The 21,766-nt window shown below is 69.5% G+C and carries 22 protein-coding genes; 8 read left to right on the top strand and 14 right to left on the bottom strand.

Going from position 1 to position 21,766, the window contains the following annotated elements; genetic code table 11:
• Nucleotides 1-102: 102 nt before the first annotated feature.
• The 4 genes from H7J86_RS20380 to H7J86_RS20395 all read left to right on the top strand — a co-directional run bounded on the left by H7J86_RS20380 (nucleotide 103) and on the right by H7J86_RS20395 (nucleotide 4,202).
• The gene (locus H7J86_RS20380; protein WP_170847078.1) at nucleotides 103-726 is read left to right on the top strand and encodes a GNAT family N-acetyltransferase; all 624 of its coding nucleotides are present in this window, start codon (nucleotides 103-105) and stop codon (nucleotides 724-726) included.
• 34 nt (nucleotides 727-760) lie between these two features.
• Nucleotides 761-1,432, top strand: a complete 672-nt coding sequence (locus H7J86_RS20385) for an LppM family (lipo)protein (RefSeq protein ID WP_090354017.1) — start codon at nucleotides 761-763, stop codon at nucleotides 1,430-1,432.
• A 120-nt stretch (nucleotides 1,433-1,552) separates the two neighbouring features.
• On the top strand, nucleotides 1,553-2,647 hold the full coding sequence (gene idsA2 / locus H7J86_RS20390) for a bifunctional (2E,6E)-farnesyl/geranyl diphosphate synthase (RefSeq protein ID WP_090353817.1): 1,095 nt from the start codon (nucleotides 1,553-1,555) through the stop codon (nucleotides 2,645-2,647).
• A 4-nt stretch (nucleotides 2,648-2,651) separates the two neighbouring features.
• The gene (locus H7J86_RS20395) at nucleotides 2,652-4,202 is read left to right on the top strand and encodes an alpha-(1->6)-mannopyranosyltransferase A (protein WP_267293110.1); all 1,551 of its coding nucleotides are present in this window, start codon (nucleotides 2,652-2,654) and stop codon (nucleotides 4,200-4,202) included.
• Here the strand turns inward: H7J86_RS20395 and H7J86_RS20400 are convergent.
• The gene (locus tag H7J86_RS20400; protein WP_090353814.1) at nucleotides 4,171-4,575 is read right to left on the bottom strand and encodes an Rv2175c family DNA-binding protein; all 405 of its coding nucleotides are present in this window, start codon (nucleotides 4,573-4,575) and stop codon (nucleotides 4,171-4,173) included. The genes H7J86_RS20395 and H7J86_RS20400 overlap by 32 nt on opposite strands.
• Nucleotides 4,576-4,620: 45 nt before the next feature.
• Here H7J86_RS20400 and H7J86_RS20405 point away from each other — a divergent pair, with 45 nt between their 5' ends.
• A complete protein-coding gene (locus H7J86_RS20405; protein WP_372517313.1) occupies nucleotides 4,621-5,847 on the top strand; it encodes a protein kinase domain-containing protein in 1,227 nt (408 codons plus the stop codon).
• 6 nt (nucleotides 5,848-5,853) lie between these two features.
• Here the strand turns inward: H7J86_RS20405 and H7J86_RS20410 are convergent, their stop codons facing one another.
• The 3 genes from H7J86_RS20410 to H7J86_RS20420 are packed head-to-tail and all read right to left on the bottom strand — an operon-like array spanning nucleotide 5,854 to nucleotide 8,678.
• Nucleotides 5,854-7,239, bottom strand: a complete 1,386-nt coding sequence (locus H7J86_RS20410) for a class II 3-deoxy-7-phosphoheptulonate synthase (protein ID WP_187096059.1) — start codon at nucleotides 7,237-7,239, stop codon at nucleotides 5,854-5,856.
• Nucleotides 7,240-7,291: 52 nt separating this feature from the next.
• Nucleotides 7,292-7,792, bottom strand: a complete 501-nt coding sequence (locus H7J86_RS20415; protein ID WP_090353810.1) for a polyadenylate-specific 3'-exoribonuclease AS — start codon at nucleotides 7,790-7,792, stop codon at nucleotides 7,292-7,294.
• A 1-nt stretch (nucleotide 7,793) separates the two neighbouring features.
• Nucleotides 7,794-8,678 (bottom strand): hypothetical protein, encoded by an 885-nt coding sequence (locus H7J86_RS20420; protein ID WP_090353809.1) that lies wholly within the window; start codon nucleotides 8,676-8,678, stop codon nucleotides 7,794-7,796.
• Between the two features lie 83 nt (nucleotides 8,679-8,761).
• Between H7J86_RS20420 and H7J86_RS20425 the strand changes: the two genes are divergently transcribed.
• Nucleotides 8,762-10,003: a glycosyltransferase 87 family protein gene (locus H7J86_RS20425; RefSeq protein WP_267293114.1), complete on the top strand. Its 1,242-nt coding sequence runs from the start codon at nucleotides 8,762-8,764 to the stop codon at nucleotides 10,001-10,003.
• 9 nt (nucleotides 10,004-10,012) lie between these two features.
• Here the strand turns inward: H7J86_RS20425 and H7J86_RS20430 are convergent, their stop codons facing one another.
• The 5 genes from H7J86_RS20430 to H7J86_RS20450 form a co-directional block, all read right to left on the bottom strand.
• A complete protein-coding gene (locus tag H7J86_RS20430; protein ID WP_090353806.1) occupies nucleotides 10,013-10,714 on the bottom strand; it encodes a lysophospholipid acyltransferase family protein in 702 nt (233 codons plus the stop codon).
• A 100-nt stretch (nucleotides 10,715-10,814) separates the two neighbouring features.
• Nucleotides 10,815-11,201 (bottom strand): hypothetical protein, encoded by a 387-nt coding sequence (locus tag H7J86_RS20435; RefSeq protein ID WP_090354015.1) that lies wholly within the window; start codon nucleotides 11,199-11,201, stop codon nucleotides 10,815-10,817.
• Complete coding sequence (locus H7J86_RS20440) at nucleotides 11,198-12,451, bottom strand: ArsA family ATPase (RefSeq protein WP_267293116.1); 1,254 nt, start codon at nucleotides 12,449-12,451, stop codon at nucleotides 11,198-11,200. The genes H7J86_RS20435 and H7J86_RS20440 overlap by 4 nt, the downstream gene beginning before the upstream one ends.
• A 17-nt stretch (nucleotides 12,452-12,468) precedes the next feature.
• Complete coding sequence (locus H7J86_RS20445) at nucleotides 12,469-12,912, bottom strand: SRPBCC family protein (protein WP_090353803.1); 444 nt, start codon at nucleotides 12,910-12,912, stop codon at nucleotides 12,469-12,471.
• A 38-nt stretch (nucleotides 12,913-12,950) separates the two neighbouring features.
• Nucleotides 12,951-13,343, bottom strand: a complete 393-nt coding sequence (locus H7J86_RS20450; protein ID WP_267293118.1) for a polyketide cyclase / dehydrase and lipid transport — start codon at nucleotides 13,341-13,343, stop codon at nucleotides 12,951-12,953.
• Between the two features lie 96 nt (nucleotides 13,344-13,439).
• On the opposite strand from H7J86_RS20450, the gene H7J86_RS20455 reads away from it, so the two are divergent.
• Nucleotides 13,440-15,221, top strand: coding sequence for an AMP-dependent synthetase/ligase (locus H7J86_RS20455; RefSeq protein WP_090353800.1), 1,782 nt, complete (start codon nucleotides 13,440-13,442; stop codon nucleotides 15,219-15,221).
• On the opposite strand, the gene H7J86_RS20460 is transcribed toward H7J86_RS20455, so the two are convergent.
• The 4 genes from H7J86_RS20460 to H7J86_RS20475 form a co-directional block, all read right to left on the bottom strand.
• Nucleotides 15,218-16,372, bottom strand: coding sequence for a glycosyltransferase family 4 protein (locus tag H7J86_RS20460; RefSeq protein WP_267293120.1), 1,155 nt, complete (start codon nucleotides 16,370-16,372; stop codon nucleotides 15,218-15,220). The genes H7J86_RS20455 and H7J86_RS20460 overlap by 4 nt on opposite strands.
• Nucleotides 16,373-16,382: 10 nt before the next feature.
• Complete coding sequence (locus H7J86_RS20465) at nucleotides 16,383-17,207, bottom strand: peptidase (RefSeq protein WP_372517325.1); 825 nt, start codon at nucleotides 17,205-17,207, stop codon at nucleotides 16,383-16,385.
• A 1-nt stretch (nucleotide 17,208) separates the two neighbouring features.
• Nucleotides 17,209-18,369 carry a peptidoglycan hydrolase RipC gene (gene ripC / locus H7J86_RS20470; protein WP_090353797.1) on the bottom strand — a complete coding sequence of 387 codons (1,161 nt, stop codon included), beginning with the start codon at nucleotides 18,367-18,369 and terminating at the stop codon, nucleotides 17,209-17,211.
• 148 nt (nucleotides 18,370-18,517) lie between these two features.
• Entirely contained in the window at nucleotides 18,518-18,739 is a 222-nt protein-coding gene (locus tag H7J86_RS20475) for a hypothetical protein (RefSeq protein ID WP_090354012.1), read from the bottom strand.
• A gap of 187 nt (nucleotides 18,740-18,926) precedes the next feature.
• Here H7J86_RS20475 and H7J86_RS20480 point away from each other — a divergent pair, with 187 nt between their 5' ends.
• A complete protein-coding gene (locus H7J86_RS20480) occupies nucleotides 18,927-20,711 on the top strand; it encodes a DEDD exonuclease domain-containing protein (RefSeq protein ID WP_235632664.1) in 1,785 nt (594 codons plus the stop codon).
• On the opposite strand, the gene trpD is transcribed toward H7J86_RS20480, so the two are convergent.
• Nucleotides 20,695-21,765: an anthranilate phosphoribosyltransferase gene (gene trpD / locus H7J86_RS20485; protein ID WP_267293122.1), complete on the bottom strand. Its 1,071-nt coding sequence runs from the start codon at nucleotides 21,763-21,765 to the stop codon at nucleotides 20,695-20,697. The genes H7J86_RS20480 and trpD overlap by 17 nt on opposite strands.
• Nucleotide 21,766: the final 1 nt, after the last annotated feature.

Genomic DNA, 21,766 nt, shown 5'->3' on the forward strand with positions numbered 1-21,766 from the left:
AAGCTGTTCAGCACCCATGCCACACCCCCGGAACGCCGCCGCGCGGGACCGGCATCCGATAATGGAGGGGTCCGAACACACCCAGACCGCGAAGGGCACCCGTTGGCGACGTATCTGGTGGATCTGTCGCCTGCGACGATGCAGCGGCGACTCGACGAGGCCCTCTCGGTCTACGTCGATGCCATGCGCTATCCCCGCGGCACCGAGAACCAGCGCGCCTCGATGTGGCTGGAGCACAGCCGGCGCCCGGGCTGGAAAGGGGTGGCGGCCATCGATATCGATACGGCCGCGCCGGCCGGCCCCGACGGCACCCCCGACCCGAACTCCGGCGACCTGGTCGGCATCGCCTACGGCTATTGCGGCGCACCCGATCAGTGGTGGCAGCAACAGGTGGTGCAGGGGCTACGACGCGTCGGCGTCGACCAAGCCCACGTCAATGCCCTGATGTCGAGTTATTTCGAGCTCACCGAACTGCACATCCACCCCCGCGTCCAGGGCCGTGGACTGGGCGAAGCCCTGGCGCGCCGACTGCTGGCCGGCCGCGACGAGACCCATGTCCTGCTGTCCACACCGGAGATCAACGGTGAGGCCAACAGGGCCTGGCGGCTGTACCGCAGGCTCGGTTTCACCGATGTGATCCGGGGCTACCACTTCGCCGGCGATCCGCGGGCCTTCGCCATCCTGGGCCGGTCGCTGCCCCTCGACGGTGCCGGTCTGGCACGATGACCGGGTGCCGCACCAGCTCGCCGCAACGAACCCGATGAGATCGAGGCACCCCCACCGACGGGCGCGGGCCCTGGTCCTGCTGTTGCTGATCCTGACGCCGCTGGCCGTCGGGTGCGTCCGGGTGCGGACCTCGATCACCGTGTCCCCCGACGACCGGGTGTCCGGCCAGATCGTGGCCGCGGCCAAAGCGCGCAACGCCGACGACAAAGGCCCGCAGCTGCTCAACACCCTGCCGTTCAGCAACAAGGTGGCCATCTCGCAATACGACCGCGGCGACTATGTGGGCTCGCAGGCGGTGTTCTCCGACCTCACGTTCGCCGAGCTTCCGCAGCTGGCCAATATGAACCGGGACGCCGCGGGGGTGGACATCTCGCTGCGGCGCGCCGGTGAACTGGTGATCCTGGAGGGCCGGGTCGATCTGACGACGCTCAACGACCCCGACGCGGACGTGTCGATGAGCGTGTCGTTCCCCGGCGAGGTGACCTCGACCAACGGCGACCAGGTCTCCAGCGATGTCGTCGAGTGGAAGCTCAAACCCGGCATCGTGACCACGATGAACGCGCAGGCGCGCTACACCGACCCGAGCGCGCGCTCGTTCACCGGCGCCGCGATCTGGCTCACCGTCGGCTCGTTCGTGGTGGCCGGGATCATCGGCGCCGTCGCATGGATGGCGCGTGACCAGTCGCCGAAGGTCGGCCAGGACTGACCAGAGCCGGCTGATCGGTGCCGGACGCGGCACCGCTGGCTACTACAAACTCGTATCGAAGCTCTAGGCTGGGAACCGTCGGGGCCGATTCGGGGCAGCAGAAAGGGGCATCCGCTGACCGTGGATACAGCGGCACCATCAGCAGTGCAACTGGCCGGCGCCGTCGTCGACCAGTTACGGCGCTACCTGTCCGATCGCCGCCGCGACAGTGCCTATATCGGTCCCGAGTACGCCGAGCTCACCGCCGCACTCGAAGAGTTCGTGCTGCGCGGTGGGAAGCGGATCAGACCCGCGTTCGCCTATTGGGGCTGGCGTGCGGTCGTGGGCGCGGACCGCGACCCCGCCACCGACGATGCCCGCGTGCTGCGCCTGTTCTCGGCGCTGGAACTTCTGCACGCCTGCGCGCTGGTGCACGACGACGTCATCGACGCGTCCGCGACGCGACGCGGCCTGCCCACGGTGCACCGGTTCTTCACCGACCTGCACCGCACCCGCAGCTGGCACGGGTCCAGCGAACAGTTCGGTCTCTCGGCGGCCATCCTGGCCGGCGACCTGTCCCTGGTGTGGGCCGACGATATCGTCGCCACCGCCGAACTGCCCGCGGAAGCGCATATCCGCGTGCACAAGGTGTGGGCCGATATCCGCACCGAGGTGCTGGGTGGCCAGTTCCTGGACATCGTCGCCGAATCCAGCGGCGCCGATTCGGTGGCCTCGGCGATGACCGTCAACACCTACAAGACCGCGTCGTACACGGTGTCCCGCCCGCTGCAGCTCGGGGCGGCCGCCGCGGGTGACCGGCCCGATGTGCAGGCCCTGTTCCACCAGGTCGGCACCGATCTCGGCGTGGCCTTCCAGCTGCGCGACGACGTGCTCGGCGTGTTCGGCGACCCAGCGGTCACCGGCAAGCCGTCCGGTGACGATCTGCGCTCGGGTAAACGCACCGTGCTGCTGGCCGAAGCCGTCGAGCTGGCCGAGCGATCCGACCCGGTGGCGGCCAAACTGCTGCGCACCTCGGTCGGCAGCGAGCTGTCCGATGCGCAGGTGCGTGAACTGTGCCAGGTCATCGAGTCCGTGGGCGCGCTGGCCGCCGTCGAGGACCGCATCGACACCCTCAACCGCCGCGCGCTGGATGCACTGCGCTCCGCCCCCATCGACGAGCACGCCAAGATCGGCCTCGCCGAGATGGCCGGCCTGGCCTCCAACCGGTCCGCCTAGGAGAATGACCACCCCGACGACGATCGGCCACGAACCGGACGGGCCCGCGGGCGCACTGCGCCGACACCTGGCCCGCCTGTTGTTGTTCGCGGGCTCGCCCGAGGCCGGTCCGGCACGGTTGGGCTTCCTGGGTGCGGTCCTGATCACCGCGGGTGGTCTGGGTGCGGGCAGCACCCGGCTGCACGATCCCCTTCTGGAGTCCCTGCACCTGTCCTGGCTGCGGTTCGGGCACGGCCTGGTGCTGTCGTCGGTGCTGCTGTGGGGCGGTGTGGCGCTGATGCTCATCGCGTGGCTGGGTCTGGGAAAGCGGGTGGTGGATCGCACCGCGACCGAATACACCATGCTGGCAACCACCGGATTCTGGTTGCTTCCCCTGCTGCTGAGCGTTCCGGTGTTCAGCCGGGACACCTACTCGTATCTGGCTCAGGGCGCGCTGCTGCGCGACGGATTGGACCCGTACCTGGTCGGCCCCATCGACAATCCGAACTCCTTACTGGACAACGTCTCCCCCATCTGGACCACCACCACCGCGCCCTACGGGCCGGCTTTCATCCTGGTGGCGAAATTCGTCACGATGGTCGTCGGCAATCACGTCGTCGAGGGCACGATGTTGCTGCGGCTGTGCATGCTTCCCGGACTCGCCCTGTTGATCTGGGCCGCCCCGCGGGTGGCGCGCCACGTCGGCGCCAACGGCGCGGTCGCGCTGTGGATCTGCGTGCTCAACCCGCTGGTGATCATCCATCTGATGGGTGGTGTGCACAACGAGATGCTGATGGTGGGCCTGATGATGGCCGCCATCGCCCTGACCTTCGGCGGCCGCCCGGTGTGGGGGGTGAGCCTGATCGCGATCGCCGTGGCGGTGAAGGCCACCGCGGGAATCGCGTTGCCCTTCATGGTCTGGGTGTGGACCCGGCAGCTGCGCAGTCGGCACGGGTACGGCCCGGTCAAGGCGTTCACGGTGGCGACGGCGGCCTCGGGGGCGATCTTCGTGGCCGTGTTCGCCGTGCTGTCCTGGCTCGCCGGTGTCGGCCTGGGCTGGCTCACCGCGCTGGCCGGGTCGGTGAAGATCATCAACTGGCTGACCATTCCGACGGCCACCGCGAACATCGTCAACACCGTTGGCGGGCTGTTCATCCCGATCAACTTCTACGCCGTGCTGGACATCACGCGAATCGCCGGCGTCGCCGTCATCGCGATCGCGCTGCCCCTGCTGTGGTGGCGATTCCGCCATGACGACCGCGAGGCGTTGACCGGCATCGCGTTGGCGATGCTGGTCGTGGTGCTGTTCGTGCCGGCCGCGCTGCCCTGGTACTACACCTGGCCGCTGGCGGTGGTGTCGGCGCTCGCCCAGTCCCGGGCGGCGATCGCGCTGATCGCCGGCTTCTCGACGTGGATCATGGTGATCTTCAAACCCGATGGGTCCCACGGCATGTACTCGTGGATCCACGTCGCGCTGGCCACCGCGTGCGCGGTCGGCGCGTGGCGACTGCTGGCCACCACGCCGGAGGACCGGGAACCCGAGGTCAGTACGCCATCGCCTGAGCCCGCCGGATGACCTCGCGGGCCTGATGCGAGTGCAGGGCATCCACCGGTCGGGCGTTGGGCTGCCGTTCGGTGCTGCCGTCCCGGCTGATGGTCAAGGACGGGTCCGGGGTGAACAGCCACCGCACGATCTCGGTCTGGTGGTAGCCACCGTCCTGCAACACCACCAGTAACCCCTGCAGCGTCTTCACGACGTGACCGGTGTCATCGAAGAAGATCTTGGGCACCACCACCGCACCGTTGCGCCGCACGCCGACCAGATGGCCATCGCGCAGCTGCTGGTGCACCTTGGTCACCGAGATGCCCAGGAGGGCCGACACCGCGGCCAGGTCATAGACGGATTCGTCGGGGTCCAGAACGTCGTCGGCCGCCGGAATACTGCTCACCGCACAGAGTCTAGGGGTCAGACCGACTCTCGTACCATGTGTTCGATGGACACCTACCAGCGCGCCGACCCGCTCGTGGGCACCTTGCTGGACGGGCGCTACCGCGTGGACGGGCCGATCGCGTCCGGCGGGATGTCCACGGTGTACCGCGGGCTGGACGTCCGGTTGGACCGGCCGGTCGCGCTGAAGGTGATGGATTCCCGGTATTCCGGCGACCAGCAGTTCCTGACCCGGTTCCAGCGCGAGGCCAAAGCCGTGGCGCGGCTCAAGGATCCCGCCCTGGTCGCCGTCTACGACCAGGGCGGCGGCGGGGCCAGCGGACAGGCCCCTTTTCTGGTGATGGAGCTGGTCGAGGGCGGCACGCTGCGCGAGCTGCTCAGTGAACGCGGGCCGATGCCACCCCACGCGGTGGCCGCCGTGCTGACCCCGTTGTGCCGCGGGCTGGCGGTGGCCCACGCCGCCGGGTTGGTACACCGCGACATCAAACCGGAGAACGTCCTCATCTCCGACGACGGCGAGGTCAAGATCGCCGATTTCGGATTGGTCCGTGCGGTCGCCGAGGCCGGAATCACCTCGACGAGTGTGATTCTCGGCACCGCCGCCTACCTGTCCCCCGAACAGGTCGGCACCGGGGAGTCCACGCCGCGCAGCGATGTGTACGCCGTCGGGGTGCTGGCCTACGAACTGCTCACCGGTGTCACCCCGTTCACCGGTGACACCGCACTGACGGTGGCCTACCAGCGGATGGATCACGACGTGCCGCCGCCGAGCGCCGCGATCGCCGGGGTGCCCAGACAGTTCGACGAACTGGTCGGGCGTGCGACCGACCGCGAACCGGCCGCGCGCTACGCCGACGCCGGCGATATGGCCGACGCGCTGGCCGAGGTGATCGACGAGTTGGGACTGCCCCCGTTCCGGGTGCCGGCTCCGCAGCAGTCGGCACAGCACCGGGCCGCCACCATGTTCGGCTCCCACACCACCCACCAGGTCGACGGCCGAGCGCGCACCGTGCACGTGCCGAACCCGACGCGTGAGTACTGCGCCGATTTCGCCGACGAGCTGGGCAGCGCGCTGGCCGAACCGGAAACCGAGCCCGAATACGCGCCGGTGCCAACACAATTCGCCGGGATCGCGATCGACGATTTCGAGTGGGCACGCCAGCGGGCCAGGCGCGCCGCAATGATCTGGCTGCTGGTGCTGGTCACCCTGACCGGGCTGGTCGCCGCCGGCGCGTGGACGCTCGGCAGCAACCTGCCCGGGCTGCTGAACTAGCGGGCGCTAGCCCCGCAGCATTTCCGCGACCAGGAACGCCAGCTCCAGGGATTGCTGGGTGTTCAGCCGCGGATCGCATGCCGTCTCGTAGCGGCCGGCCAGGTCGTCATCGGAGATGTCCTGCGCACCACCGAGACATTCGGTGACGTTCTCACCGGTGATCTCGACGTGGATACCGCCCGGGTGGGTACCCAGCGCGTGGTGCACCTCGAAGAAGCCCTGCACCTCGTCGACGATGCGGTCGAAGTGCCGCGTCTTGTATCCGGTGGAGGATTCGTGGGTGTTGCCGTGCATCGGGTCGCACTGCCAGATGACCTGATGCCCGGACGCCTGCACCTTCTCGATGATCGGCGGCAGCGCGTCGCGCACCTTCTGGTTGCCCATCCGGCTGACCAGGGTGAGCCGGCCGGCCTCGTTGCGCGGGTCCAGCTTCTCGACGTACTCGACGGCCAGCTCCGGCGACGTGGTGGGACCGATCTTGATGCCGATCGGGTTGGCGATGGTCTCCACGAACGCGATATGGGCGCCGTCGAGCTGGCGGGTGCGCTCACCGATCCACACGTAGTGCGCGGACAAGTCGTACAGCCGCGGCTCGTCGAACTCGGTGGACAGCCGCAGCAGGGCGCGCTCGTAGTCGAGCACCAGGGCCTCGTGGCTGGCGAAGATCTCGGCGGTCTGCAGGTTACGGTCGTCCACGCCGCAGGCGCTCATGAAGCGCAACCCGCGGTCGATCTCACCGGCCAGCGCCTCGTAACGGGCCCCCGCCGGCGAGGTCCGGACGAATTCGCGGTTCCAGTCGTGCACCTTCTGCAGCGATGCCATACCCGAGGCGGTCAGCGTCCGCACCAGGTTCATCGCGGCACTGGCATTCGCGTACGCCCGTACCAGGCGCGAGGGGTCGTGATCGCGCACGGCGGCATCGGGGGCGAATCCGTTGACCATGTCGCCGCGGTAGGACTTCAACCCCAGCGCGTCGGTGTCCGAGGACCGCGGTTTGGCGTACTGGCCCGCGATCCGGGCCACCTTCACCACCGGCATGCTGGCGCCGTAGGTCAGCACCACCGCCATCTGCAGCAGGGTGCGGATGTTGGCCCGGATATGGGGCTCGGTGTTGTCGACGAACGTCTCGGCGCAGTCCCCGCCCTGCAGCAGAAACGCCTCGCCACGGGCGACGGCGGCCAGCTGCACCTTCAGGTTCTCGATCTCGGTGGGCACCGTGATGGGCGGCACGCTCTCCAGCACCGTGCGCATCGCCTTGGCCTGGTCGGCATCCCAGCTGGGCTGCTGCAGCGCGGGCTTGGCCAGGGCGGCGTCCAGGCGGTGGCGCAGATCCTCGGGCAGGGCCGGCAGCTCCGGCAGCTGGTCGATGGGTACGTCGACGGTCCAGTTCACCGCTCTATGGTAACCGCGCCCGCACGCCGATTTTACCGGCCATACGCCCAGCTCAGGCTCGTGCGGCCCAGCCCCCGTCGTCACTCATCAGCTGGAACCGACGCAGATTGTGACGTGCGTCAACCAGTGCGTCATGGGAGTCGGTGGGCCGCGGTGGCATCCGCGGGCTGCCCCGCTCCTCCCAGAACTGGCGCAACTCCCGGGTGAACCGGGGCATCGCCGGTGGCAGATCGGTCATCGGCCCCCACAGCTGACACAGCACGACGTGGTCATAGGCGCCGACCCAAGCCCACAATTCGATGGTCTCGTCGCCGTCGATATCGAAGAAATCCTCCAGCTCGGCCCGGATCTGCCTGCGCGAGCGCCACAGCTTCGACGACGGCGACGGCAACTTGGGCAGCACGTTCTTGCGGACCCAGCTGCCGGCCCGGTCCGGATCGAACTCGGTGGATATCGCGTAGTACTCGCGGCCGTCTTCGGCCACCACCCCGATCGAGATGAGCTCGATGGTGCGGCCGTTGTCGATGAACTCGGTGTCGTAGAAATAGCGCATCTCAGCGGGCTTCCTTGGTTGCGAGGGGCGCCGCGGGCGCAGGGGCTGCGTGGATCTCCCGGTCCAGTTCCTGGTCGACCAACGCGTCATCGGGGAATTGTGGTTCACCCGCCACGATGTGCTGGAGCCACAACTTGGCCTGCACCACCGGCCGGCGCAGATGACGCTCGCGTTCGAGCGCCTTGTGCATCTTCCTCGGCCGGGTGGTGTACCGCCACCGCGCCCACGGCGCGTGCGGGCGCGACAGCCGGATCGCCCCGACGATCAGCAGCGGGGTGATGAACATGCCGACCAGTCCCGTCCACACCTTGCCCTTGAGCAGCACCACCACGGCCAGCGCCAGCGTCAGCACCGCGACGGCGATCACCACGGCCCGCGCTTGCCAGGTGTCATCGGCCCGCCAGATGCCGATATCGAAGAAGGACAACGGGTTGAACCCGAGCACCAGCAGGCCGGCCACGGCGATCGCGACGAACACGGCGTCCACCGAGGTGCGGCCATCCTCGGCCCAGTACACATCCTGCAGGTGCAGGATCAGGGCGAACTCGTCGAGCACCAGTGCCGCGCCGATCCCGAAGAACACCGCCGCGACCGTGAATTCGGGCACACCACCGTTTACCGCGAGGGTCACCATGGACACTCCGGACACCATCACCAGAATGACGCCGATCACCACATGGTGCAGGTGCACGCCGCCGCCGACCGAGAGGTTGCGCGGTTGCCACCACTTGCGCGGCGCGTCGCCCGCGGGATGGCTGCGGATGTAACGGACGATGAGGCGGGTCAGGAAGAACGTGAGGATGAATGCGATCAGGCAGCACAACAGCGGCAGACGATCGCCGGTGATGAAGTCGAGCTGGATCCGCAGATGCACGGTCGAGAACATACGCCGACCTGCAACCGAAACGCGGCACCAGTCGTCCTGCGCCGTCCGGCGCGCCGGACCCTCCCGATAGGCTGGGCGGCGAGATGAGCACTCAGGCGGGTTTACGGACGACTGTGGCGTGGCGGTTGGTCCAGCTGCTGATCCTGGCCGCCCTGGCCTGGGCCGGATGGCGCCTGCTCGGCCATGAGCCCTACCGCATCGACATCGACGTGTACCGGATGGGCGGGCGGGCCTGGCTGAACGGCACCCCGCTGTACGCCGACAGCACCAAGTTCCAGACGCAGGCCGGCCTCGACCTGCCGTTCACCTATCCCCCGCTGGCGGCGATCGTCTTCGCCCCGTTCGCCTGGCTCTCGTTGCCCGCGGCCAGTGTGGCCATCACCGTGACCACGCTGGTCCTGCTGATCGTGTCCATGACCATCGTGCTGACCCGCCTGGAGGTGGCCGCGACGTGGCAGCACCGGGTCTGGCTGGCCGCGGCGATGGTGGCCCCGGCGGTGGTCTTCCTGGAGCCGATCCGGTCCAACTTCGCCTTCGGCCAGATCAATGTGGTGCTGATGGCGCTGGTGATCGCCGACTGCGTCCCGCGCAAGACTCCGTGGCCGCGCGGGCTGCTGCTCGGTGTGGCCATCGCCGTCAAACTGACCCCGGCGGTGTTCCTGCTCTACTTCGTGTTGCGGCGCGATACGCGCGCGGTGCTGGTGACGGCGGCATCGGCCTGCGCGGCCACCGTCGTCGGATTCGCCCTGGCGTGGCGGGATTCGTGGACGTATTGGACCGAGACGCTGCATGACACCGACCGCATCGGCAACGCGACGCTGAACACCAACCAGAACATCTCGGGCACGCTGGCCCGGCTGGGGATCGGCGAGGACGAGCGCTTCGTGCTGTGGGCCGCGGCGTGTGTCGCGGTGCTCGGCCTGACGGTGTGGGCCGTCCACCGGGTGCTGCGGGCCGGCCAGCCGGTGCTCGCCCTGATGTGCGTGGCTCTGTTCGGGCTCGCGGTGTCACCGGTGTCGTGGTCGCACCACTGGGTGTGGGTGTTGCCGGCGACGCTGACGGTCTCGGTGCTCGGGTTCCGCCGGCGTTCGGCGCCGCTGCTGCTGGTGGGTGCCGTCGGGATCGCGCTGATGGTGTGGACACCGATCGTCTTGATGCCCGAGCACCACGAGACGGCGGCCTCGCTGTGGCGTCGCCTGCTCGGCGCGTCCTACCTGTGGTGGGGCCTGGCCACGATCGCGGTGGCCGGAACCGTGGCGCCGCGCCTCGCGGAGCGGCCGGTCGCACCGGTCGGCGCCGACCCGCAGATCACCGCGGCGACGTAGGTCGGCGGGTCAGCCCGCCTTGGCGGCGGGTTGCGGGCACTTGCCCTCTTTGACGTCGGCGGCGTACAGGTCCACGTATTCCTGGCCGGACAGCCGCATGAGTTCGTACATCACCTCGTCGATGACCGCGCGTTCGATGAACCGGTTACCGGCCAGCCCCTCGAAACGGCTGAAATCCATCGGCTTGCCGAAGCGGACCTCGACGCGGCCGAAGTGCCACATCTTGCTGCCGGGCGGGTTGACGGAATCGGTGCCGATCATCGCGACCGGAATCACCGGGATCCCGCTTTCCAGCGCCACCCGCGCCAGCCCGGTCTTGCCCTTGTAGAGCCGGCCGTCCGGTGACCGGGTGCCCTCGGGGTACATCCCGAGCAGCTTGCCCTCGGCGAGGATGCGCTGGGCGGTGGTCAGGGCGGCGGCGGCGGAATCGGCGTCGGTGCGGTCGATCGGCACCTGCCCGGTCGACGAGTAGAAGAACTTGGTCAGCTTGCCCTTGAAGCCGGTGCCGGTGAAGTACTCGGACTTGGCCAGGAAGGTGATGCGGCGCCGGAGCACCAGCGGCAGGTAGAAACTGTCCGCGACGGCGAGGTGGTTGCTGGCCAGGATGACCGCTCCGGAGTCCGGAACATATTCCAGCCCCTGCACTTTCGGCCTGCCCAGCAGACGCAGCAGGGGGCCCATCAGGATGTGCTTGTAGAACCAGAAAAACATGGACCCTCCTGCGCCGACGCCCCGACGAGCGTTCCGCGACAACTTTACCCACGCAATGTTGCGACGACCACACAGCAGCCTGAGAGTTCGTCGGCCCGCGTCACTCCTGGAAGCTCACCGGGATGTGCTCGTAGCGACCCGACGGGGCCGGGTCCGGGTCTGGGTCACCGCCGTGCCGCGGCGGGCCCGACGGGTCGTCCGGTGGCGGCGGGGTGGGTTCGGCACCGGGCTCGGCGACCATGGCGCGCACGATGGTGAGCAGGGCGACGCTGTGCTCGGCGATGACCGACAGCAACGGATGTTGTTCGCCGGCCACCAGCGCGGCCAGCGCACAGACCGGACACCACACCTGCTGGCACTGTCCCTGGCCGGCACCGGCGGCCGCGGCGCGCGCAGCCGCCACCCGCACCGCCGGGTCCAGGCGGTCCAGGATGGCCTGCGCCAGCTGCCGCAGTTCGGGAGGGAGATCGTGGTGCACCCCAGTCACGCCGGCCACACCTTTCGATCGGGGCGGAATCGCACCGTGAGTTCGGTGCCGCGCAGCTGCGCATCGATGACGAGGCAACGCCGCAGGACCGAGGCCAGCCGCACCCGGCGGCGCATACCGCCTGAACCGATGATCAGATCGTCGTCGACTCGGCCGAGCGTCAACGAACCCGGATCCACGTGCGGCAACTCTAGCCGCATCCGGTACACCGCTTCGAGCCCAGTTCCGGATTCCCGGTCCACCACCGGCCGCAACGGACCCGGCGGTGGCGCACCGTCGCGCCGCCGGGCACCGTCGAGCAGTTCACCGAGCGCTTTGGGCCCGATCGGTTCACCGGCCAGATGCGGCACCAGCACCAGCTGCACGTCGCCGATGGCGGCATCCAGCTCGTCCAGGACGGTGCGCTGCTCGGCGATCCGCTCGGTGTACCAGTCGAACGCGGGATGTTCGGGCAGGTTCCGGTACTCGAATGAATCGTCCTGCACCAAAATCTGATTGACCAGCAGTTCGGCCACCCGCACGCCCATCAGGGCCAGCGACCCGATGGTGCGGATCGCCTCGGCGGCCACCACCCGCTCCGGGGTGAGCACCAGGTGGGCACTCACCCGCTCGACGTCCGCGAGCAGCGCCGACAGCGACTCGGTGCCCGCGGCGACCCGCTCGACCAGCATGACCACACCCGCCGATACGGGGTCGGTGCTCGACGGGGACAGGCGCCGGTGCCGGGGCCACATCCGCTCCAGGTACAGGCCGAACGTCGCGGGCAGGGTGAGCATCCGCAGTGCGTCGGCGGTGGAGGCACAGTCCACGACCACGTGATCCCAGCGACCTGAGTCCGCCAGCTCCCCCACTTCGTACAGGCCGAGCACTTCCTGGACTCCGGGCAGCGCCGAAAGTTCTTCGGGGGCAACATTTCCCAGATCGGATTCGGGAAAGCGGTCGGCGAGCAGACCGGCGATGTCACGCCAGCGGTTCTCCAGCAGGGCCAGCGTGTCCAGGGCCAGCGCATCGAGGTGACCCCCGGAGGAATCGGCGACCCCGGCGTCCAGGTCGGCGAGCACCCGGGTGGGCGCACGGTCGCCGGTGGGGGTCACCACCACGCCGAGCACGTCCCCTGTGGAGTGCGCCTGGTCGGTCGACACGATCAGCACCCGCTGCCCGCTGCGCGCATCACGAACGGCGGTGGCGGTGGCCAACGTGGACTTGCCTACCCCACCCTTGCCGACGAACAGGCTGATCCGGGCGGGCACGGGTGCTTGCTCACCACTCAGCTCACACCCACCTCGACTCGCTTCTTGAGGTCCTTGAGCGCGGTGTCGGTGAGTCGGCGTTCGGCCTTGCGCTTGAGCAGGCCGATCATCGGGATCAGCAGGTCGACGGACAGCTCATAGGTGACATCTGTCCCAGAGCCCTTGGGCGACAACTTGTATGCGCCCTCCAGACCGCGCAGCAGCGAACTGGACACCAGGGTCCAGGTCACCGATGTGCGGTCGGCGGGCCACTGGTAGGCGAACACCATGGTGTCCTTGAGCACCGCCGCGTCGAGCACCAGGCGGGCCGTCTTGGGATTACCCTCGCCGTCGGCGTCGAGCACTTCCGCTTCCTTGTACTCGGCCACCCATTCCGGGTACGAGCCGATATCGGCGATCACGTCCATCACCGTCGAGGGATCGGCATCGATGTAGATCGTCTGAGCCGTCTTCTCTGCCACGCACAGAAATGTACCCGCACCGCCAAACGGGCTGCTCGCTATCGGGCCAGCCGTGACACCCCGACCGGCCGGTGCCGCTCCAGCCGGGTCTTGACCTCGAAGGCCATGTTCTTGCCGGCGACCCGGCGCACGTGGTTGAGCTTGGCCAGATCCATCCGGGCCACCTCGTGGGCGGAGGCCCCGGCCGGCTCGGCATGCAGGAAATAGTGCAGGATGACGCCGTCCATCATGGTTTCCAGCCAGACCTCCATGGTGCCGGTCAGTGCACCCGTGACGGTCCAGCGCACCCCGACCGGGCCGCGGTCCTCGACGACGGTCAGGTGCAGATCCGGCCACCAGCGGCGCCAGCTCGCCGGGTCGTTCACCGCCCGCCCGACATCGTCGGGATCGGCGCATACGAAGGTCTCGTCAGAGATCTGCACGCTGCTCATGGCTGTCCAGCATCACACATGCGATACCGCCGGTCCGAGGCGGGCGACTAGGCTGTCGCGCGGAAGTTCCGCCACGGACCTAGAGGGGCCAAGATCGTGCGTGAGTACAGCGTTCCGGCAACGTTTCAGATCGGCGCGAGCGACACCGTCGTCGACGCCGTCTACGCGCACGAACGGGATGACCCGAACCATGTCATCCTGCAGCGCCAGACCGGCGCCGGCTGGACCGATGTCACCTGCGCCCAGGCTGCCGCCCAGATTCGTTCTGCCGCTTTGGGTTTGATCGCCGAAGGCGTGCAGGCCGGGGACCGGGTGGCGATCCTGTCCGCCACCCGCTACGAGTGGCCGATCCTCGACTTCGCCATCCTGTCCATCGGAGCGGTCACCGTACCCATCTACGAGACGTCGGCGGCCGAGCAGGTCCGCCACGTGCTGGACAACTCCTCGGCGGTGCTGGTGTTCGCCGAGTCCGACGCGCACGCCGCCACCGTCGAACAGATCAGGGACACCCTGCCCCAGCTGCGCAAGGTGCTGCGCGTGGCGGCGCTGGACGCCCTGGCCGAGACGGGCGCCGGCGTGGACGCCGCCGAACTGGACGCCCGCCGCGCGGCCATCAAATCCTCGGACCCGGCCACCCTGATCTACACCTCGGGCACCACCGGCCTGCCCAAGGGCTGCCAGCTGACCCACGCCAACCTGCTCTCGGAGATCCACGGCGCCAAGGCCTGCTTCCCCGATCTGCTGGCCAAGGGCGAGCGGATGCTGGTGTTCCTGCCGCTGGCGCACGTGCTGGCGCGGGCCATCACCGTCGCGGCCTTCACCAACAAGGTGGCCCTCGGCTTCACCAGCGATATCAAGAACCTGGTGCCGACGTTCGGGGTGTTCAAGCCGACCCTGGTGGTCTCGGTGCCGCGGGTGTTCGAGAAGGTCTACAACACCGCCGAGCAGAACGCCCGCGACGGCGGGAAGGGCTGGATCTTCGGCCCTGCCGCCGACACCGCGATCGAGTACAGCAAAGCCCTGGACACGGGTGGGCCCGGCCTGCTGCTCAAGGCCAAGCACGCGGTGTTCGACGCGCTGGTCTACGGCAAGCTGCGCGCCGCGCTGGGCGGGGACTGCCGGGCCGCCATCTCCGGCGGCGCGCCGCTGGGCGCGCGGCTCGGGCACTTCTACCGCGGTGTCGGGCTGACCATCTACGAGGGCTACGGCCTGACCGAGACGAGCGCGGCGATCACCGTCAACCAGGTCGGCGCGCTCAAGGTCGGTTCCGTCGGAAAGTTGTTGCCGGGCAACAGCATGCGGCTCGGCAGCGATGACGAACTGCTGGTCTCCGGCGGTGTGGTGTTCGGTGGCTACTGGCAGAACGAGGAGGCCACCGAAGACGCCTTCACCGACGGCTGGTTCCACACCGGTGACCTCGGCGCGATCGACGACGACGGGTTCCTGACCATCGTCGGCCGCAAGAAGGAGATCATCGTCACCGCCGGCGGTAAGAACGTCGCGCCCGCGGCGCTGGAGGACCGGCTGCGGGCCCACCCGCTGATCAGTCAGGCCATGTGCGTGGGCGACCAGCAGCCGTTCATCGCCGCGCTGATCACCATCGACCCGGAGGCGTTCCCCGGCTGGAAGCAGCGCAACGGCAAGGATGCCGCCGCGACGGTCGGTGACCTGGCCGACGATCCGGACCTGATCGCCGAGATCCAGTCGGCGGTCGACGAGGCCGACCAGACGGTGTCCAAGGCCGAGGCGATCCGCAAGTTCCGGATCCTGCCGGTGGATTTCACGGAGGACACCGGCGAGCTCACCCCGACGCTCAAGGTGAAGCGCAAGGTGGTCGCGGAGAAGTTCGCGGCCGATATCGAGGCGCTGTACTCCTAAGCCGGTTCGGCGCCGCTGAGCAGCCGGTGCAGGCGCGCCCCCTGGGCGCTCCACTGCCAGTGCTGCACGGCCCACTGCCGACCCGCGGCGCCCATTGCCGCAGCGGCATCCGGGTCGGCCAGCACACCGCTGACCGCAGCCGCGATGGCGGCCACGTCGGTGCCGTCGACGACCACACCGGTCTCCCCGTCGCGCACCGTCTCCGGTGCACCCCCGGAGCGGCCAGCCACCACGGGCACCCCGCATGCGGAGGCTTCCAGGTAGACGATGCCCAGTCCCTCGACGTCCAGACCGGCGCCGCGGGTGCGGCACGGCATCGCGAACACGTCGGCCATGGCGTGATAGGCGGGTAGCTCCTCGCCGGGGACGCCGCCGGTGAACACCACATCGTCGGCGACCCCGACCGTGCGGGCCAGCGTGTGCAGGGTGTCCCGATAGGGCCCGCCACCGACCACGACCAGCGCGGTGCCCGGTACGGCGTCGCGGATGGCGGGCAGCGCGCGGATCAACATGTCCTGGCCCTTGCGCGGCACCAGCCGCGACAGGCAGACCACCACCGGCCGCTCCCCCAGCCCGTGCCGGGCCCGCAGTTCGGCGCGGGCGACCGAGTCGGGCACGAAGCGGTCCACGTCCACTCCGGGTGACAACCGCTCCAGGCGAGCCTGGGGCCCGAACGCCGAGGCGAACCTGCCCCGGGTGTAGTTGCTGACATAGGTGACGACGTCGGTGTCGTTACCGATGCGCCGCAAGGCATTCCGCGCCACCGGCAACATCGACCAGCCCACCTCGTGGCCGTGCGTGCTGGCGATCACCCGGTCCGCCCCGGCCGTGCGGGCCAGCGGTGCCAGCAGCGCCAGCGGGGCGGCCGCGCCGAACCAGACGGTCTGGATGCCACGTTCGGCGATCAGTGCGCGCATCCGACCGGCCACCGTCGGCTCGGGCAGCATCAGCGTGGTGGGATGGCGCACCACGTCGTAGCCGAGCTGCCCGGCGGCACTGTCGTACTCGGGAGCGCCCTTCCACTTCGGCGCATAGACGGTGAGCTCGTGCCCGCCGGACTGCAGCAACTGGCCGACGAACGCCTCCAGATAGGACTGGATGCCACCACGGCGCGGCGGAAAATCGTTGGTCACCAGCAGAACCCGAGTCATCGTGACCACGCTATCCGCTCATCCAGTCCCGCCAGCCGGCCAGTACCCCGTCCAACCCGGTGCCCAGGGTGTCGGCCACCGCCACCGCCACGTCCGGGTGCCCAGGCTCGCTGGCCCGCAGGTACAGCGCTTTGAGCGTGGCCGGACCGTAGCGGGCGGCGATATAGCGGCTGAACCACCAGGCCTGGTCGTAGGCGGCCGAGCGCTGCGGCCCCACGGCGTCCAGGTCGGCGTCGGTGGGCAGCCGCGCCAGGGTGGCCGCGGCGCCCGGCCCGGGTACCGGAGTCGCCGGCCGCCCCACATAATCGGCGACCCCCTCGGCGAGCCAGCGCGGGGCGTCGGCGGCGGTGTGGGCCCGCGCCGCATAGTGAAAAAGCTCGTGCCGCAGCACGATCCGCAGGGAGTCCGGACTCATCGCGGCAGCCCCGGGCGCGAACACGATTCCGTCGGCGGTGGTCGCGGCCGCGATATCGGGACCGTCGAAGCCCAGCACCCGGAACTGCTCATCGGTCTCGGTCGCGATCACGACGATATCCCGCGGCCAGTCCGGTCCCCAGAATGCGGTGACGGCCGCCGCGGCGGCGTCGAGTTCGCCGGCGATCCGGTCCAGCAGCGGCTGGGTGTGGGCGCCGCCGAGGCCGCGCAGGTGTGCGGTGCGGCCATCAGAGAGGGGCAACGGCTGCGTGTCGGCCGCGGCCGTTGCTGCCGATGAGGTGGGCGCTGCCGATGACGTGGGCGCTGCCGATGAGGTGGTCGCCGGGCCACCGGGCTGCCGGCACCCGGCCGACAGGACCCCGACAACCAGGAGCAGGAGGGCCGACGCCCGCCGGGTCAGGTCAGTAACGGCGGACGTTGTAGATCGGCGCGTTGTTGACCGGCGCGACGCGGACGGGCACACCGAAGGTCGATGCGTGCACCATCATGCCGTCGCCGATGTAGATGCCGACGTGGGAGGCATCCGAGTAGTAGGAGATGACGTCACCGGGCTGCATCTGGTCGGTCGAGACCGGCTGGCCACCGGCGGCCTGCGCGTAGCTGGAGTGCGGCAGCGAGACACCGGCCTGCTGGAAGGCCCATTTGACCAGTCCGGAGCAGTCGAAGGCGCCGGGCCCCTCGGCACCCCAGGAGTAGGGCGAACCGATTCGGGTCAGCGCGGCCTGCACGGCGGCCATGCCCTCGTTGGTACCGCTGACACCGGGCACCACCGCACCGTCCGGCGGCGGCGCCATATCGCCGGGCGGGATGCTCTCCGGGGGCGCGGCGAGGATGGCGGGATCCTGTCCCGGCAACGCTGCGGGCGGCGGTACGTCGGCCGGCGCCGGCGCGGCGGGCGCGGGCGGAATGGCGGCCAGCGCCTCTCGCTGCGCCGGGGTGAGCACCTGGTACTGGGACTTGACGACGGCGATCTGGACCTGCAATTTGCTTTGCTTGGATTGCAGATCGGCGCGCACCGCGGCGGCCTGCTCGGCGGCCGTCTTGGCGTCGGCGGCCGACTGGGCCGAGGCCGTCTCAGCCTGCGCGGCCCGCAGGCTGGTGGTCCGGAAGTTCTGCATCTGCGCCGACATCTCGGTGGCCATCACCCGCTGCACAGCGAGCTGGTCGATCAGCCCCTGCGGCGACGCGGCGGTGAGCATGGCGTCCAAGCCGTCCGTCCGGCCGCCCATGTACTGGGCGGCAGCGATCCTGTTGACCGAGGTCTGGAAGGTTGCCAGCGCAGTCTTGGCGGTATCGGCGGCGGCGAGGTCGGATGCGTGCTTGGCCTCGGCCGCATGCTGTGCTGCCAGCTTGTTGTCCAGATCCAGCTGTGCCGCGTGCATGGCCTCGGTGGTTGACTCGGCCTGCCGAGAAAGTTCGTTGAGCTTTGCCAGCGCATCGTCGGCCGGATCGGCGTGCACACCTCCGGCAAGGAGGCTACCGAGGACGGTCAGGCTCGCTAACGCACCGACTAGGGCTCTCTTGACGCCACGCTTTGGTCGGTGTGTGCGATCAGGCCTCAAGGTTTTGCGTCCTTAAACTGCTTACGATCCGCTCGAACTCAATTAGGTCTCAGACAGGTTACGAAACGGCATCGAGCTTGTCCAACAGGAGACGCAAATTTAACAGCCCATCGGGATGAATTTTTGCCTCCGCAGAGTGTGCGTGTCATCACGCCACACCTGTTCTACCACCTCTGTCCTGCGACCGTCGGATCGGCACCAGCCTCAGCCGCGGCGCCAGACCGGCGTCGGCCAGCACCTCCAGCGCCCGGCGCTCGTCGTCCAGCAAAGTTTCAGGAACCCCGAGCAGCACGCTGACCACACAGTCCTGACATCCGGGACCACGCACCGCGCAGTCATCGCAGTCGATCACCACCGTGCCGGTGTCCAAGTCCGGACCGGGACTCGGATCCGGCCGGCGGTTCCCGGTCTCCCCGGTTGGCTGCTCTACAGGCTTCACGGCACGCCCTCTCATAATCTTTTCGGTCAGCGATGACTTTTTCGCTCTGTGCCGCACCGTAACGAGGGGTACCGACAGATCCCGCCGCTCGTCGGTCTACCCAGATACCGTCTCCCCTGTGTCGCAGCTGAGCTTCGCCGATGTCGAGCCGCTCGCCGATATCGCACTCGCCGACACCACCTTCGTCGTGGTCGATCTGGAGACCACCGGCGGACGGGCCGCCGGTGACGGCCATGACGCCATCACCGAGATCGGCGCGGTCAAGGTGCGCGGCGGTGTGGTGCTCGGTGAACTGGCCACGCTCGTCGACCCGGGCCGGGCCATCCCGCCGCAGATCGTTCAGCTGACCGGCATCACCTCGGCGATGGTGCACGACGCCCCGCGGATCGACAGCGTGCTACCCGCTTTCCTGGAGTTCGCCCGCGGCGCGGTGCTGGTGGCCCACAACGCCGGGTTCGACATCGGGTTCCTGCGGGCCGCGGCCGAGCGGCTGGGGCTCACCTGGCCGCGCCCGCCGGTGCTGTGCACCGTGCGGCTGGCACGCCGGGTGCTCACCCGCGACGAGGCGCCCAGCGTCAAGCTCTCGGCGCTGGCCCGGCTGTTCGGCGCCGGCACCACCCCCACGCACCGCGCGCTCGACGACGCCCGCGCCACCGTCGACGTGTTGCACGGTCTCATCGAGCGGGTCGGCAACCAGGGTGTGCGCACCTACCCGGAACTGCGCGCGTACCTGCCCGACAAGGCCGCACCCCAGCGCCGCAAGCGCCATCTGGCCACCGGCATCCCCGGCACGCCCGGGGTCTATCTGTTCCGCGGCCCGGGCGACGAGGTGCTCTACATCGGCACCGCGGTGGACCTGCACCGCCGGGTCAGCCAGTACTTCACCGGAGCGGACCCCCGCACCCGCATGAAAGAGATGGTGGCGCTGGCCACCCGCGTCGACCACGTCGAGTGCGCGCATGAGCTGGAGGCCGGGGTGCGTGAGCTGCGACTGCTGGCCGCGCACGCACCGCCGTACAACCGGCGTTCCAAGTTCCCCCGCCGGTGGTGGTGGATCGTGCTCACCGATGAGGCGTTTCCGCGTTTCTCGGTCGTCCGGGCACCGCGCAGCGCCCGCGCCCTCGGCCCGTTCACCGCGCGTGGCGACGCCGCCGCGACCGCGGAGATCCTGGCCCGCGGGACGGGTGTGCGCACCTGTACGGCGCGGCTGTCCCGAACCGCCGAACACACCTGCGCCGACCACGAACTGGCCCCGTGCCCCGCCCCGCGCGGCGCCGATGCCGCCGGCTACGCCCCGGCGACCCGGGCGGCCGCCGCGCTCATCGAGGGCACCGACAGTTCGGCGTTCGGCACCCTGCTGGCCCAGATCGAAGCGCTGGCCGGCCTGCACCGGTACGAGAGTGCCGCCCGGCTGCGCGACCACACGGCCGACGCGGTGGACGTGGTGTGCCGCGGCCAGCGGCTGCAGGCGTTGTCCGCCGTCGACGAACTGGTCGCCGCCCGGCCCGACGGCCGCGGCGGCTGGGAGCTGGCGGTCATCCGGCACGGACAGCTGGCGTCGGCCGGATGTGCGCGCCGCGGCGTGCCCCCGATGCCGGTGGTGGACGCCATTTGCGCTGCGGCACAGACGATTCTGACCGAATCGGCACCCCTGGGCGGGGCTCTGGTCGAGGAGACCGGACTGATCGCACGGTGGCTGGCCGGTCCCGGCGTGCGCATCGTGCGCGCCCAACCGGGCTATGCCAGCCCCGTCGGGTCCGCCGCCCGCTGGGCCGACTGGGCGGCGGCGGCGCGGTCGGCCCGGCTGGCCGCGCAGCAGCAGGACGGCACCGACCTCGCCGACGACCGGTTCGGAATCGACCCGCCGGCCCGAAAGGCCGTTACCGTCAAGCTTTCTGGGTGAACCTGGCCCACTTGGCCAGCAGCTGCTCGGCCGCACCGGAATCGATCGCCTCGGCCGCCCGACGCAGACCGGTCTCCCAGGCCGGGACCCACTTGGCGTCGCCGGACAGTCCGGCGTGCGCCACCATCGCGCCGGCCGCATTCAGCACGACCGCATCCCGCACCGGCCCCATCGCCCCGCCCAGTACCGAGCGCACCGACGCGGCATTGGCCTCCGCGTCCCCGCCGATGAGCTCGCTGAGATCGGCCCGCTGGAAGCCGAACGCGGCCGGGTCCAGCGTCAGCCGCTCCACCGTGCCCGCCTGCACCCGCCAGATGGTGCTGGTCGTGGTGGTGGTCAACTCGTCGAGACCGTCATCGCCGTGCACCACCAGCACGCTGGATCCCCGCGCGGCGAACACCCCGGCCATCACCTCGGCCAGTTCCCCCCAGGCACAGCCGATCAATCCGGCCCTCGGCGAGGCCGGATTGGTCAGCGGGCCGAGCAGATTGAACACCGTCGGCACCCCGATCTCGCGGCGCACCACCGAGGCGTGCCGGTAGGACGGGTGGAACTGCGGAGCGAAGGCGAAGCCGATACCGACCTCGCTCAGACTGCGCGCCACCTCCTCGGGTCCCAGGTCGATGCGGACGCCGAGGGCTTCGAGGGTGTCGGCACCGCCGGACAGCGACGAGGCGGCCCGGTTGCCGTGCTTGATCACCGGCACACCGGCCGCGGCGACGACGATCGCGGCCATCGTGGACAGGTTCACCGTGTTGGAACCGTCGCCCCCGGTGCCGACGATGTCGACGGCGTCGTTGCCGACCGCACCCGACGGCAGCCGCCGGGCGTGTTTGAGCATCGTGTCGGCCAGTTCGCGGACCTCGGCGGAGTTCGGCCGCTTCATCTTCATCGAGACGGCGAACCCGGAGATCTGGGCGGGTGTCGCGGCACCGGTCATGATCTGGTCCATCGCCCAGCCCGCTTGCCCCCGGAGCAGATCCTGGTGTGTCGTCAGCCGGCCCAGAATTTGAGGCCAGGTGGTGGTGTCGAGTTGCGGTTCTGCGGAAGGCACC

The sequence above is a fragment of the Mycobacterium hackensackense genome, assembly GCF_025822555.1.
Classification (GTDB): domain Bacteria; phylum Actinomycetota; class Actinomycetes; order Mycobacteriales; family Mycobacteriaceae; genus Mycobacterium; species Mycobacterium fluoranthenivorans.